General features: G+C 37.7%; 12 protein-coding genes. 5 read left to right on the forward strand and 7 right to left on the reverse strand.

Annotation, left to right across the window (positions count from 1 at the left end; translation table 11 throughout):
• Positions 1–10: 10 nt before the first annotated feature.
• Positions 11–292 (reverse strand): GNAT family N-acetyltransferase, encoded by a 282-nt coding sequence (locus HMPREF1321_RS04815; RefSeq protein WP_002672042.1) that lies wholly within the window; start codon positions 290–292, stop codon positions 11–13.
• A 209-nt stretch (positions 293–501) separates the two neighbouring features.
• On the opposite strand from HMPREF1321_RS04815, the gene HMPREF1321_RS04820 reads away from it, so the two are divergent.
• Positions 502–1,170 (forward strand): alpha/beta fold hydrolase, encoded by a 669-nt coding sequence (locus HMPREF1321_RS04820; protein WP_050977208.1) that lies wholly within the window; start codon positions 502–504, stop codon positions 1,168–1,170.
• Positions 1,171–1,231: 61 nt separating this feature from the next.
• On the opposite strand, the gene HMPREF1321_RS11995 is transcribed toward HMPREF1321_RS04820, so the two are convergent.
• Positions 1,232–1,396 carry a hypothetical protein gene (locus HMPREF1321_RS11995; protein ID WP_009421653.1) on the reverse strand — a complete coding sequence of 55 codons (165 nt, stop codon included), beginning with the start codon at positions 1,394–1,396 and terminating at the stop codon, positions 1,232–1,234.
• A gap of 187 nt (positions 1,397–1,583) precedes the next feature.
• Between HMPREF1321_RS11995 and hemN the strand changes: the two genes are divergently transcribed.
• Positions 1,584–2,948 (forward strand): oxygen-independent coproporphyrinogen III oxidase, encoded by a 1,365-nt coding sequence (gene hemN / locus HMPREF1321_RS04825; RefSeq protein ID WP_009419720.1) that lies wholly within the window; start codon positions 1,584–1,586, stop codon positions 2,946–2,948.
• Between the two features lie 158 nt (positions 2,949–3,106).
• Positions 3,107–3,490, forward strand: coding sequence for a large conductance mechanosensitive channel protein MscL (mscL, locus tag HMPREF1321_RS04830; protein WP_002672032.1), 384 nt, complete (start codon positions 3,107–3,109; stop codon positions 3,488–3,490).
• A 96-nt stretch (positions 3,491–3,586) separates the two neighbouring features.
• Here the strand turns inward: mscL and HMPREF1321_RS04835 are convergent, their stop codons facing one another.
• From HMPREF1321_RS04835 to recQ, 5 genes are all read right to left on the reverse strand, one after another.
• Complete coding sequence (locus HMPREF1321_RS04835) at positions 3,587–4,486, reverse strand: NifU family protein (RefSeq protein ID WP_009421623.1); 900 nt, start codon at positions 4,484–4,486, stop codon at positions 3,587–3,589.
• A gap of 26 nt (positions 4,487–4,512) precedes the next feature.
• On the reverse strand, positions 4,513–5,148 hold the full coding sequence (locus tag HMPREF1321_RS04840; RefSeq protein WP_009421644.1) for a viroplasmin family protein: 636 nt from the start codon (positions 5,146–5,148) through the stop codon (positions 4,513–4,515).
• Positions 5,149–5,236: 88 nt separating this feature from the next.
• A complete protein-coding gene (gene prfA, locus HMPREF1321_RS04845; RefSeq protein WP_002672024.1) occupies positions 5,237–6,310 on the reverse strand; it encodes a peptide chain release factor 1 in 1,074 nt (357 codons plus the stop codon).
• Between the two features lie 113 nt (positions 6,311–6,423).
• Positions 6,424–8,007: a phosphoenolpyruvate carboxykinase (ATP) gene (gene pckA, locus HMPREF1321_RS04850; RefSeq protein ID WP_009421640.1), complete on the reverse strand. Its 1,584-nt coding sequence runs from the start codon at positions 8,005–8,007 to the stop codon at positions 6,424–6,426.
• 704 nt (positions 8,008–8,711) lie between these two features.
• Positions 8,712–10,901 carry a DNA helicase RecQ gene (recQ, locus tag HMPREF1321_RS04855; protein WP_009419726.1) on the reverse strand — a complete coding sequence of 730 codons (2,190 nt, stop codon included), beginning with the start codon at positions 10,899–10,901 and terminating at the stop codon, positions 8,712–8,714.
• Between the two features lie 531 nt (positions 10,902–11,432).
• Between recQ and gldF the strand changes: the two genes are divergently transcribed.
• Both gldF and gldG read left to right on the forward strand, forming a co-directional pair.
• Entirely contained in the window at positions 11,433–12,152 is a 720-nt protein-coding gene (gldF, locus tag HMPREF1321_RS04860) for a gliding motility-associated ABC transporter permease subunit GldF (protein ID WP_009421630.1), read from the forward strand.
• Positions 12,149–13,837, forward strand: a complete 1,689-nt coding sequence (gldG, locus tag HMPREF1321_RS04865; protein ID WP_009421616.1) for a gliding motility-associated ABC transporter substrate-binding protein GldG — start codon at positions 12,149–12,151, stop codon at positions 13,835–13,837. The genes gldF and gldG overlap by 4 nt, the downstream gene beginning before the upstream one ends.
• The last annotated feature ends 1 nt before the right edge of the window (position 13,838 follow it).

A 13,838-nucleotide genomic window follows, 5' to 3' on the forward strand; every position in this document is an offset into this window, starting at 1 on the left:
TCATTAACTATTAAATCCTGATACCAGCAGGAAGTATGTCTTTACACTCCTTATTACGCTTAAAAAAAGCAATAGCCACAGGGCAAACGGGCACCACTCTATATTTTTTCTCAGCTACTAAGGCTATTACCCCTTTAAAGAATTCATCAATGAGCGCTTCGTCCGTCGTTTCAGGTAGCAATGTTTTGGTAAAGAATATCTTACGCTCCTGAATAGCGTATTCTACAAAGGCAAGTTCACCGTTGATTTTGGCTTGGTATTGACGTGAAAATTCGCTGTCTATTACTTCCATTGTACTATGTTTTTAATTAGTAATATTCGTTATTTGACAAAAATGTTGTACTTTTGCTTCTGTCTAGATAAGAGATAAGAAGTAAGAAATGAGCATTATACCTCATTCACATACCTAACTATCGTTAGTTTTTACTTTTTACCTATAACCTGTTACTCATTTAAAATTTGGTGCAAAGTTACTTATTTTTCGTAAAAAAGCAATATCAAATGAATATAAAAGATAATCTTTCTATTTATTTAATGCCTGGAATGGCTGCCAGCCCTAAGATTTTCGAGCGTTTGCAATTTCCCAACAATTTCCGTGTGCACTTACTCGACTGGATTACTCCCGAAAAAGAAGAAAGTCTAGCTCACTATGCAGGACGTATTGCAGTAGCAATTACCGAGCCTTCTCCTGTGCTCTTAGGGGTGTCGTTTGGAGGAATTATTGTACAAGAGATAGCCAAACAACTGAACGATTATCAAAAAATAGTCCTCATTTCCAGCGTAAAAACGCAGTACGAACTGCCTAAAAAAATGCTCTTGGCACGTTATACAAACCTGCATAAGCTATTGCCCACTCGTACTATCAGCGATTTGGAGTTTTGGAAAAGATTTTCTTTTTCTGAACTGATGACTAAACGAATAGCTCTATACGAGAAATATATAGGAATGCGCTCCCCTGCCTATCTCGATTGGTCAATAGACCGCATAGTGAATTGGCAACAAAAAGAACCTTTACCCCACACAGTTCACATTCACGGAGATAAAGATCCTGTTTTTCCTATTCAGTACATAAAAAATGCTATTGTAGTAAAAAATGGTACTCATATTATGATTATCAATCGGTATAAATGGTTCAATGAAAACCTTTTAAATATATTGCAGTCAAATTAGAAAAGTACAAGATTAAAAGAGTCTTGCTATTTTTTCTGCAAACGAATCTAAACATAGATGTCTAATATTCAATATTCAAATAACTTTTCTTTGCCTTAGGTTCGTTATTCCTTCGTTCATCGTTCGTCTTTTGTTCGTTGTAGAGCCACTGTAGAGCTACTGTAGAGCCACTGTAGAGCCACTGTAGAGCCACTGTAGAGCCACTGTAGAGCCACTGTAGAGCCACTGTAGAGCCACTGTAGAACCTCTTGTTGTTCGTCTTATAATTATTTATCTGTATAGCTTATCCCGTCATTCGTCCCTCGTCATTAGTTTGATATTATTGGCATTACGGTATTAGCGAATCTATATTTTTTTCTTTTCTCTTTTCACTTTCCACTTTTTTTTATACCTTTGCCCCGTTTTTAGTGAAAATGGCAATATCTCTCATTCAAAAATACAATGTAGCTGGACCTCGCTATACTAGCTATCCTACTGTTCCCTATTGGGATAGTAGTACTTTTTCTACTGAAAAATGGTTGGAGAGCTTACGAAAATCTTATGCTGAGAGCAATAGTACCGAAGGGATTAGTCTATACATTCATTTGCCTTTCTGTGAGAGTCTTTGTACTTTCTGTGGTTGTCATAAACGCATTACTAAGCGCCACGAAATGGAAGCCCCTTATATAGAGGCAATACTTAAAGAATGGCAGTTATACACTGATTTTTTGGAAGAACGCCCTCGTATTAAGGAAATACACTTAGGGGGAGGTACGCCTACCTTTTTTGAACCTTTGCAGTTGCGCCGTTTGATAGAAGGTATTTTTGAACGTGCTGATAAAGCTGATGCTCACGAATTTAGTTTTGAAGGTCATCCTAATAATACCACTGAAACTCACCTACAAACGCTTTACGACTTAGGTTTTAGGCGCGTGAGTTATGGCGTACAAGATTATTCGCCTAAGGTACAAAAAGCCATTCACCGCATTCAACCTTTTGAGAATGTACAGCGTGTTACCCAGCAAGCCAGAGCTATCGGCTATACCTCTGTAAGCCACGATTTGGTTTTTGGTTTGCCGTTTCAAACCTTAGACGATGTACTCTTTACTATTGATAGGAGTAACACTCTTCGTCCCGACCGTATTGCTTTTTATAGCTATGCGCACGTACCTTGGATAAAAGGCAGTGGGCAACGCGGTTTTAAAGATGAAGATGTGCCCACAGGCGAAGTAAAACGAGAGCTGTATGAAGTAGGAAAACAATACTTATTGAAAGCAGGATATGCCGAAATAGGAATGGATCACTTTGCTTTACCTACTGATAGTATGTATAAGGCTTTCAAAAATCATCAATTGCATCGTAACTTTATGGGCTATACAGCCTCCAAAACGCAAGTGATGATAGGCTTAGGAATGTCTTCTATCAGCGATAGTTGGTACGGTTTTGCCCAAAACGAGAAAGATTTAGATGCTTATTATGCACGTCTTGAGAAGAATGAAATACCCGTGTGTAAAGGGCATATTCTCAATAAAGAAGATTTAATTATTAGGCGTCATATCCTCAACTTGATGTGTCAGTTTACTACTTCTTGGAACGACGAATCTCTTCAGTTTCCTGAAATAACAGAAGTAATAGCACATCTCCAAGAGATGCAAAACGATGGTTTACTGCATATAGCAGGCAATCATATAGAAGTCCCCGATGAGGGAAAACCTTTTATTAGAAATATCTGTATGGCTTTCGATTTGCACTTACAACGCAAAATGCCTAATACCAAAATATTTAGTATGACTGTGTAAAGTTATACTTAACCATCATAGTGATTGAGTTTTTTAGTTAGTGATGAAAAGGGACAGTTGTGAAATTCGTCCCTTTTCTTTTTGTATTTCCGAAAAAAGTATTATTTTTGCCCCGAATTAAGTAACAAATTATTTTTATAAACTTAAAATGAATCATTATGGGATTTTTAAAAGAATTTAAAGAATTTGCCGTAAAAGGTAACGTAGTCGATTTAGCCATCGGGGTTATCATTGGGGCTGCTTTTGGTGCTATCGTATCATCATTAGTGTCTGATGTTATTACACCTTTATTATTAACACCTGCTTTAAAAGCTACGGGTGCTGAACACTTAGAAGGTTTGGTATGGAATGGAGTAGCTTATGGTAAGTTTCTTGCTGCTGTAATTAACTTTTTCTGTATTGCACTTGTATTGTTTATACTTCTAAAAGGTATCAATAAGCTAAACAAACAGAAAAAAGAAGAAGAGGCTCCCGCTGCACCAGCTGGTCCTACTCAAGAAGAGTTACTTACTGAGATTAGAGATTTATTGAAAAATAAATAAGAAGAATTTCGTGTAACCGCAACACTACACATTTCAAGAATTGTTTAACTAAACCACGCTCCATAAGGCGTGGTTATTTTATTTCAGAAAATGTTCTTATCCGTTAAGAGCGTTTACACTAATATAAGGGTTTTGTAGCTTATCTTTCAAGATGACTTCAATTCCCTTTTTTAAGGTTAGGGTAGAGGAGGGGCAACCACTGCAAGCTCCTTGCAGTATTACCTCTACGTAATGCGTTTCTGGATTGTACGAAATAAACTGAATATTTCCTCCATCAGAGGCTACAGCAGGTTTTACAAACTCATCTATAATAGCTACAATTTGTTTTGATACCTCATCAGTAGTAACCATAGAGAGTAGTCGTTCTTGTGTTGCTTGCTGATGTCGTTTAATTTCAGAAGAAGAAATAAGCATATGCCCTTCTGAAAGATAATTCTTAATGAATTCTCGTATATTAGGGGTAACCATTGCCCACTCTTTGTTATCTTTTTTAGTAACTGAAATATAGTTATCATCAAAAAATACCTCCTCAATAAAAGGAAACTGAGTGAAAAGAGCTTTAGCCATAGGAGCCTCATCAGTCTCCTTTATATGCTTATATTCTATAATAGTAGGAACAAGACGTTTATTAGCTACAAACTTCATTACCGAAGGGTTAGGAGTGGTTTCAGTATATATAGAAATAACCTTCTTTTGTTCACCCTCAGTACTTACAATTTCTCTCCCTGACTGTAAATAAAACAACACTTGCTGTGCCACTTCTTCTTGTACGTCTTTCCATTCTATAATTGGAAATCGTTTTAACGCAATAAAATTACTCGAGATATATACTGTCTTTATAAAAGGAAGGTAAAACAGCTCTTTTGCTAAAGGTGAGTTTTTAGCTTCATCAATATTTTTATACTCGTAACTACCTTTTACTAAGGCTTTATTCGCCTCCAATTTAATAATATCAGGACTCGAAGTAGGCTGTACAGATAGAGTAATATCAGTCATTTATTTTTTAGATTTAAGAAGAAAAGTTAAGAGTCTTTTCTACCAAAGTCCGCAGGATTTTCGCCCCACGCTTTGGTTTCCCATTTGAGAATACGATTAGGATAAGTATTTTCTTGTAGCCATTTTTCAGCACGAGTTATTAGTTCAAATATTTTTGCATTATCAGCTGTCTTTCCAAGCTTAGTTTTACATACTTTTTGTTGTACCCAGCGCATTGCTATTTCACTATCCGAATAGATAGGCATTGTAAGATTGCGTTGTTTTAAGAAAGCCAAAGCGTGTACTATAGCCAAAAACTCCCCTATGTTATTGGTACCATCTTTCATAGGTGAAAGCCTAAAAATCTCGGCTTGTGTTTCAGTATCTACCCCCCGATATTCCATTATACCAGGGTTACCGCTACAAGCAGCATCTACCGCAATAGAAGGCAAAATAGGCTTCCCGATAAGTTTTAATGCTTCTGATGAAAGTGCAGGCTCTTCTATCTTTTTACCTTTATACGTTTCATAATTCCCTGCATAGGCTTTTTGTGCCATTTCTTCCGTAGGAAAACTTTTGTATTTAGCGCTCGGAAAATTATTAACAGCCTTCTTACATTCAGCCCACGAGGTAAAGACCCCCGTTTGGTGTCCTTCCCATACTACATAATACTTCTTTGCCATCTCACAAAATAAATAGGATTGCTAAAAAGAATATAACAGCTACTATCGCTACAATAACAATATTGCTATTTTCTTTTTTAATAATAGTTTAAAAAACATCTCCTTCTTTTAGCTTCTCAGCATTTTCAGCCAATTGAAGTTCATCAATAAGACGTTGTACATCACCATTGATAACATTTTGCAAATCATAAAGGGTAAGACCTATACGGTGGTCGGTTACACGCCCTTGCGGATAGTTATAAGTGCGTATTTTAGCTGAACGGTCACCGCTGGAAACCATTGATTTCCTACGAGCAGAATCAGCTTCCATCTTCTTTGCCAGCTCCATTTCGTACAAACGTGAACGCAATACTTTAAGTGCCTTTTCAAGATTCTTGTGTTGCGATTTCTCATCTTGGCAACGTACCTCAATGCCTGTAGGAATATGTTGCAACTGAATAGCCGAATAGGTTGTATTCACCGACTGCCCTCCGGGTCCCGTAGAAGTAGTACGAATGATTTTCACATCAGCCATATCAAGTTCCACATCAAATTCTTCTGCTTCTGGCAATACAATTACAGTTGCTGCCGAAGTGTGTACGCGCCCTTGTGTTTCTGTTTGAGGCACTCGTTGTACGCGATGTACTCCTGCTTCAAATTTTAAGGTACCATATACATTGTCTCCTGTTACTTCAAAGATAATTTCTTTATATCCGCCAGCAGTTCCTTCATTAAAGTCCATTACTGAGGTGCTCCAGCCTTTACTTTGGCAGTATTTGGTGTACATACGATATAGGTCGCCTGCAAAGATTGAAGCCTCATCTCCACCTGTTCCTGCACGAATTTCCATTACAGCATTCTTAGCATCTTCGGGGTCTTTGGGGATAAGCATATACTTGATTTCTTCTTCTAACTGAGGCAAACGCTCTTTGCTTTCCTCTAATTGTAACTTTGCCATTTCCACCATTTCGGCATCGCTGCCATCAGCAATAATTTCTTCAGCTTCTTGCAAGTTTCCAGTTACGTTTATATACTCATCGCGCTTATCCATCAGTTCTTTAAGGTCTTTATATTCCTTATTGAGCTGGATATAGCGCTTTTGGTCTGCAATAATATCAGGTTGAATGATTAAGTCCGAAACTTCGTCGAAACGTTGTTTTACGATATTTAATTTGTCGAGCATTTTTTATCTTTAAATTCTATTTGGGGTGCAAAAATAGTAATAATATTAGTAAAAAACAAAAATAAAAGGCTGTTCTTAAATGAACAGCCTTTTGAATATGGTTATCTAAATAATTACAATTTAGGAGCTCCAGCAAGGACGTCAGCACTTGCACCTTCAGCAAATTTTTTGTCTTTGAAGTTTTGTACAAATGATTCAGCCAATTCTTTGAGTTTAGCACTGAATTGTGCTTTGTCACTCCAAGTATTTTCTGGGTTCAAGATGCTTTGGTCTGATACACCTTCACAAGATTGAGGTACTTTGAAGCCAAAGATAGGCAATTCTTTGTACTCAACGTTGTTAAGTTTGCCGTTGAGGGCAGCGGTGATAAGAGCACGAGTATCTTTTAAGCTACATCTTTTCATTTTTCCGTTGTAACCAGTGTTTACCAACCATACGTTTACGCCAGTTTCTTTGATTTTCTCAGCCAAACGTTTTCCGTATTCAGCTGGGTGAAGTGGCATAAAGGCAGCACCAAAACAAGCAGAGAAAGTTTTTTGAGGGGTAGTGATACCTACCTCAGTACCGGCTACTTTTGAAGTATAACCAGATACAAATTGATAAGCAGCTTGTTCAGGAGTCAATTTAGAAATTGGAGGCAATACACCATAAGCATCAAAAGTAAGGAAGAAGATGTTCTTAGGATTGTGTCCTATAGAACCTGGCTGGATATTTGCGATGTGGTAAATAGGATAAGAAACACGAGTGTTTTCAGTGATATCAGTGCGAGAGAAATCAACTACACCTTTATCGTCCATAATTACGTTTTCAAGTATAGCACCTTTCTTAATAGCTCCAAAGATTTCAGGTTCTTTTTCAGCAGTAAGGTCTACTACTTTAGCATAGCAACCACCTTCAAAGTTAAATACCGTATTTTCAGGAGTCCAACCGTGTTCGTCGTCACCAATTAAATGACGGTTAGGGTCAGCTGAAAGAGTAGTTTTACCAGTACCTGATAAGCCGAAGAAGATAGCAGTATCACCACCTTTACCTACGTTGGCTGAACAGTGCATTGGCATAGTGTTGCGGAACACAGGCAATTCAAAGTTCATAGCTGAGAAGATACCTTTTTTAATTTCTCCGGTATAACCTGTACCACCAATCAAAGCAATTTTTTTGGTGAAGTTCAAGATAGCGAAGTTAGCTTGGCGAGTACCATCTACAGCAGGGTCAGCTTCAAAACCAGGTGCATTTACTACCAACCAATCTTCTTTAAAAGAAGGAAGTTCGCTATCATCTATACGCAAGAACATATTGTAAGCGAAAAGGTTGCTCCAAGGAAGCTCAGTAATGGTACGAATATTAGTACGGTATTTAGGATCTGCACAAACATAACCATCGTGAACGTAGATTTCTTTGTTAGATAAGTAAGCTACTACTTTTTCATATAGTTTGTCAAATTTTGCAGGTTCAAAAGGAATGTTAATACTTCCCCACCATACGCGATCTTTGGTGATATCATCTTTTACGATGAAACGGTCTTTAGGAGAACGCCCTGTAAATTTACCTGTGTTGATAGCAATAGCTCCTGAAGAAGCTTCAACGCCTAATTTTTTATCCAAAGTTTCTTGTTGTAGTTCGTCAGCAGTTAACTGATAACGAACATTAGCGTTCTTAATTCCGTATTTATCAACGGAAAGTGTTTTTGGTTTACTCATAATGTCTTAAATTTGATATTAATTTAACAATTCTTTTTTATCTAATAGCAATATAAAATTGCTTCAATTTTTGAGAGGTCTCTCAAAAACCGGTGCAAATGTACAAATTAATTTTGATACTGAAAAATATTTTTTAATGTTTTTTTTGAAGTTATTTTTACGAGTATTTATAACACTCTATATACTCCTTATTTACCTGTATTTTCAAGCTCTAATAAAAGATTTTTAGGTTTTATAATAACACTCTAAATCATCTTATCTTTACTTTATTTCCATTTATCCTTCGTTCATTCTTTATTTGCCTCTGTGGCTCGCACTATCATTTATTTGTTCCTTATTCGTCATCTATTCGTCTTTACGTTGCTTTAGTTCCCCCTTTGGAGGAAGCCAGTGAAAGCTGGGTATGTGTAAGGGGGAGGTTTTCTTCGTCATTTCTCTATCTGCCCGTGCGGCTCGCACCGTCATTTGTTCGTCATTTGTTCGTCATTTGTTCGTCATTTGTTCGTCATTTGTTCGTCATTTGTTCGTCATTTGTTCGTCTTTTGTTCGTCTTTTGTTTATCTGCCTGTGCGGCTCGCACCTGCCCGTGTGGCTCACACCGTTTTCACTAAAAAAAGTGTCTGAGAAATTATAGCTAACTCTCAGACACTTTATTTAATCTAACTTACTTATTTTATTATAGGTTAAATGTAAAACTTCTCATATTAATTTGCTACTTCACTAATAAATTTCAATCGGTAGATTCTTAATTCGTCGTCTTCGTAATCACCAGCAAACTCTTTAGAAGCTAATGATATTTTGTCGCTTTCAGCTTCCATAAAGTATTCGTGAAGCTCTTCTTGTTGCTCTTCATCAAAGATTTCATTCACCCAATAATCGATATTCAGCTTGGTACCGCTGTATACTATTTGCTCCATTTCTTTGAGGAACTCATCCATTTCCAATCCTTTAGCTTGGGCTATGTCAGGCAATGGTAATTTGCGGTCTATATTCTGAATGATAAACAATTTCAAAGCTGAGTTAGACCCGGTAGTTTTTACTATTAAATCCTCAGCGCGCACAATGTCATTCTCTTCTACGTAACGCTCAATGAGCTTTACAAACTCACTACCATATTTCTTAGCCTTGCCTTCCCCTATACCGTGTACATTAGTAAGCTCCTGAATAGTAATAGGGTATTTGAGAGCCATATCTTCTAGCGAAGGGTCTTGGAATACCACAAACGGAGGTACTCCTTTTTGTTTGGCTACTTTCTTACGCAAATCTTTGAGCATTTCAAGAAGTACAGGGTCGGCTGCTACGGCATTAGCACTGTTGATATCTTCGGGTTCTTCTTCATAACTGTGGTCTTCAGTCATCATAAATGAAGGTACATCTTTTAAAAACTCTTTTCCTTTGTCGGTGATAAACATCACCCCATAAGTTTCTATATCTTTACGTATGAGTCCGTTTACCATTACCTGACGGAGGAGTGCCATCCAGTAAGCATCGTCTTTTTCCTTCCCAATACCAAAGAACTCTTGTTCGTCAATACGGTGTGCTTTGATAATAGCACTCACTTTTCCAATAAGCGTATTTACAATCTCTTTAGCTTTAAATTTCTGTTTGGTAGCAATAATTACGTTTAGCAATTTCACCACATCGTCTTTGGCTTCTTTCTTCTCTTTTGGGAAACGCACATTGTCATCCATATTGGCACCTTCGCCATTTACCTCGTCAAACTCTTCACCAAAATAGTGCAATATAAATTTACGGCGCGAACTAGACGTTTCGGCATAGGCTACAATATCCTGCAAGAGTGCTTGTCCTATTTCTTGTTCGGCTATAGGTTTACCTATCATAAATTTTTCCAGCTTCTCTACATCTTTATAAGAATAGAAAGCCAAGCAATGCCCTTCACCACCATCGCGACCGGCACGTCCGGTTTCTTGATAGTAACTCTCTATACTTTTAGGAATATCGTGATGGATTACAAAGCGCACATCGGGTTTGTCAATACCCATACCAAAAGCAATAGTTGCAACTACCACATCTACTTCTTCCATCAAGAACATATCTTGGTGTTTGGCGCGTGTTTTGGCATCTAATCCTGCGTGATAAGGCACTGCCGAAATGCCGTTTACTTGCAAGGTTTGTGCGAGGTCTTCCACCTTTTTACGACTGAGACAGTATATAATCCCTGATTTTTTACTGTTCTGTTTCACAAAACGAATAATATCGGCATCTACATTTTTAGTTTTAGGGCGTACCTCGTAATACAAGTTTGGACGGTTGAACGACGACTTAAATACGTTAGCCTCCTGCATTCCTAAGTTCTTCAAAATATCTTCTTGTACCTTAGGAGTAGCCGTAGCAGTAAGCGCTACAATAGGTATATTACTGCCCAAACGCTCGATAATGGTTCTAATATTGCGGTACTCAGGACGGAAATCGTGTCCCCATTCCGAGATACAGTGCGCCTCATCTACCGCTACAAAGGAAATAGGTACTGTTTTAAGAAAGTTAGCATATTCCTCTTTGATAAGCGACTCGGGGGCTACATAAAGCAATTTGGTTTTGCCTGCACTGATGTCTTCCATTACCTCGCGAATTTCATTTTTAGTAAGTGAAGAGTTGAGAACGTGGGCAATACTATCGGTTGACGAAATACCACGCATAGCATCTACTTGGTTTTTCATCAAAGCGATAAGCGGAGAGATAACAATAGCAGTTCCCTCCAAGACTAAGGCAGGTAATTGGTAACACAATGATTTACCACCACCTGTAGGCATAATAACAAAGGTGTTCTCTTTGTTAATCACGCTGGTAATAATTTCTTCTTGATGCCCTTTAAACGCTTCAAACCCAAAGTAGTGTTTCAGGGCATTGTGTAAATCATCTTTTGTCATTTCCATATTAAAAAATCTTCTGTTTTAGTGTTGAGTTTTTCTGTTATTACATTCAGTTTACAAATATACGACATTTTTATAAACCACAAAAATTTTTGATAAAAAAATATTGTCACACTTATAAGTGTTCTTTTATAAAGCTACTAATGGGAAGCCTATATGCTCCTAAAATGCGAGCTTTGTCAGAGCTTGGCTTTTCTTGTAAATATGAAATTTTCTCATTCGATAAACTTAATCCTGCGTGTTTAAAACCGCATTTAGAAGAGTAGGGGAGAAGGGAAAGGTGAAAAGAAAAAATATGTCACATATAGTATTTTTTACTTTTACAACGTTATAAAGGGTAAAGAGAATAAAATTTGCTTTACATTTTTCGCAATAAAAACCAATACTATTGAAAATATGATAATCGTTACTAACTTTTATTGCCCCTCTATGATGCTAATATCATATTATTTTCGTACTTTTGCACGCTGAAAAATCATTAAGAATAAAGGTAAGTAATCACAACTCTTTACTTCTTAACTCTTAACTATAAAAATGTACGCACTATTCAAAAAAGAAATCCGTTATTTCTTCACTTCTCCCATTGGTCTTACTATCATTGGGCTCTTTATTGTGCTTAACGGATTGTTCTTATGGGTCTTTAAAACAGATTACAACATTTTCAACGCTGGTTTTGCCGATTTGTTGCCCTTTTTCCGTCTTTCGTCTTGGGTTTTCGTCTTTTTAGTACCTGCCCTTACGATGAGAAGCATCTCCGAGGAGAAAAAAAACGGTATGTTAGCCCTTTTGTTCACTAAGCCAGTCAGCACCCTGCAAATGGTGCTCGGCAAGTATTTGGGCATCCTCTTCTTGCTCCTTGTAATCCTCTTGCCGTCAGTCTTATACGTATATATGGTATGGGTATTGGGCAATCCCGTAGGCAACTTAGATATAGCAGGCACCGTGGGTTCTTACATTGCCTTGTTTTTACTAGTAGCCACCTTTGCAGCAGTGGGCTTATGGGCGTCGTCTATAAGTAGTAATCAAATCATTTCCTTTGTGTTAGCTGCCTTTCTATGCTTCTTTTTCTTCTTTGGCATCGACCAGCTTATCGCTTTTGTAGCCCCCGATGATTTCGGTGGAGTAGGCTTCCAAACGCATTTCGACGCTATCAGTAGGGGAGTACTCGACACCCGAAATATCGTGTATTTTCTCTCTGTTATCTCATTTTTCATATATCTTACTACCTTATCACTCAAAGCCTACAAACGATGAAAAAACTCTTTCAAAACTCTATTAGCAAGGTAGTTATAGCCTTAGTGTACCTCCTTGCAATTAATTATATAGCCAAACAATGGCACACGCGGATAGACCTCACCCAAGACAAACGTTATACGCTCTCTGAGGTGAGCAAGAAAACGCTTGCTAAAATACAGAATCCTATCGTGATTGATGTATTACTCAAAGGCAATATCCCTACCGAATTTAAGAAATTACAGACTGAAACGATTCAGTTATTAGACGAGTATGCTGCTGCCAATAACAACATTATCGTCAATTTCGTAAACCCGTTGGAAGGGGAGGAGCATCCCGAAAGTGTGATTCAAGAACTGATAAACAATGGCTATCAGCCCCTGCAAATCACTCAGAACGAGGCGGGGAAATCTTCTATTGAGTATATTTTCCCTTGGACAGTAATTAGTGATGGCAAGAAGAGTGAGCGTGTACGCCTCTTTGTGAACAAACTCGGCTCTACCGACCAAGAGCAGGTACAGAACTCAGTACAGAAATTGGAATACAATTTTACCGATGCGCTCTATAAGTTTACCTTAGATAAAAAGAAGAAAATTGCGGTACTCAGAAGTAACGGTGCGCTGGAAGATATCTATATGGCCGACTTCCTCAAAACAGCGCGCGAATACTACTTTATAGCACCTTTCACGCTTGATTCAGTGGCAACCAACCCCGAGAAGACTCTACACGACCTCGAAAAATTCGATTTACTACTCGTGCCTAAGCCTACCGAGCCTTTTACTGATGCCCAAAAGCAGGTCGTAGACCAGTATATAATGAATGGCGGTCGTGCTCTATGGCTGATTGACAATGTTGCGGTTTCCTTAGAAGATATGTACAAAACAGGCGGAATGACTATGGCAATGCCCGTCAATCTAAACCTTACTGATATGTTTTTCCAATATGGTTTCCGTATCAATTACACCTTAGTAAACGATTTGTATTTTTCTGAAATCATAGTAGCTACTGGTGATGGTTCTCAAACCCGTTATATGCCTATCCCTTGGGTATATAATCCGCTGGTGCTTTCAGGTAATAATCACCTTATCAACAATCATTTAGACGCAGTGAGGTTTCAGTTTGCCAATAGCATCGATACACTGAAAAACGGTGTGAAGAAAACAGTTCTTCTCGCTAGTTCGCCTTTCTCAAAAGCGGATGGCACTCCACGTGAAATCAACTTGCGTATCGACCCCAATAACCAGAATAAAGAAGCCTACAAACACGGAAACATTCCATTGGCAGTGCTTTTAGAAGGTGAGTTTAACTCAGTTTATAAAGACCGTATTCGTCCCATAAACCTCAAAGAAAAAGCCGAAAGAAGCAAACCTACTAAAATGTTTGTAGTAGCCGATGGCGATATTATCAAAAACGATATAGATAGCAAAAATAATATTCCCTTAGAACTCGGATTTGATAAATGGACAAACAAATATTATGATAATAAAGCATTCTTGCAGAATGCTTTAAACTACCTCTTAGACGATACTGAGTTTTTGAGTTTGCGTAATAAGAAAGTACAATTGGCTTTCTTAGATAAGGAAAAAGTAGCCGAAAGTGCCAGCAGTTGGCAAGTAAAAGTATTTGTGTATCCATTATTGCTTTTGATATTGGTAATGCTATCAGTATTATATTTTTATAGGAAGAAGAACATAAAGAGAGGATAAA

Origin of the sequence: Capnocytophaga sp. oral taxon 412 str. F0487 (assembly GCF_000271925.1) — a bacterium.
Lineage (GTDB): Bacteria > Bacteroidota > Bacteroidia > Flavobacteriales > Flavobacteriaceae > Capnocytophaga > Capnocytophaga ochracea.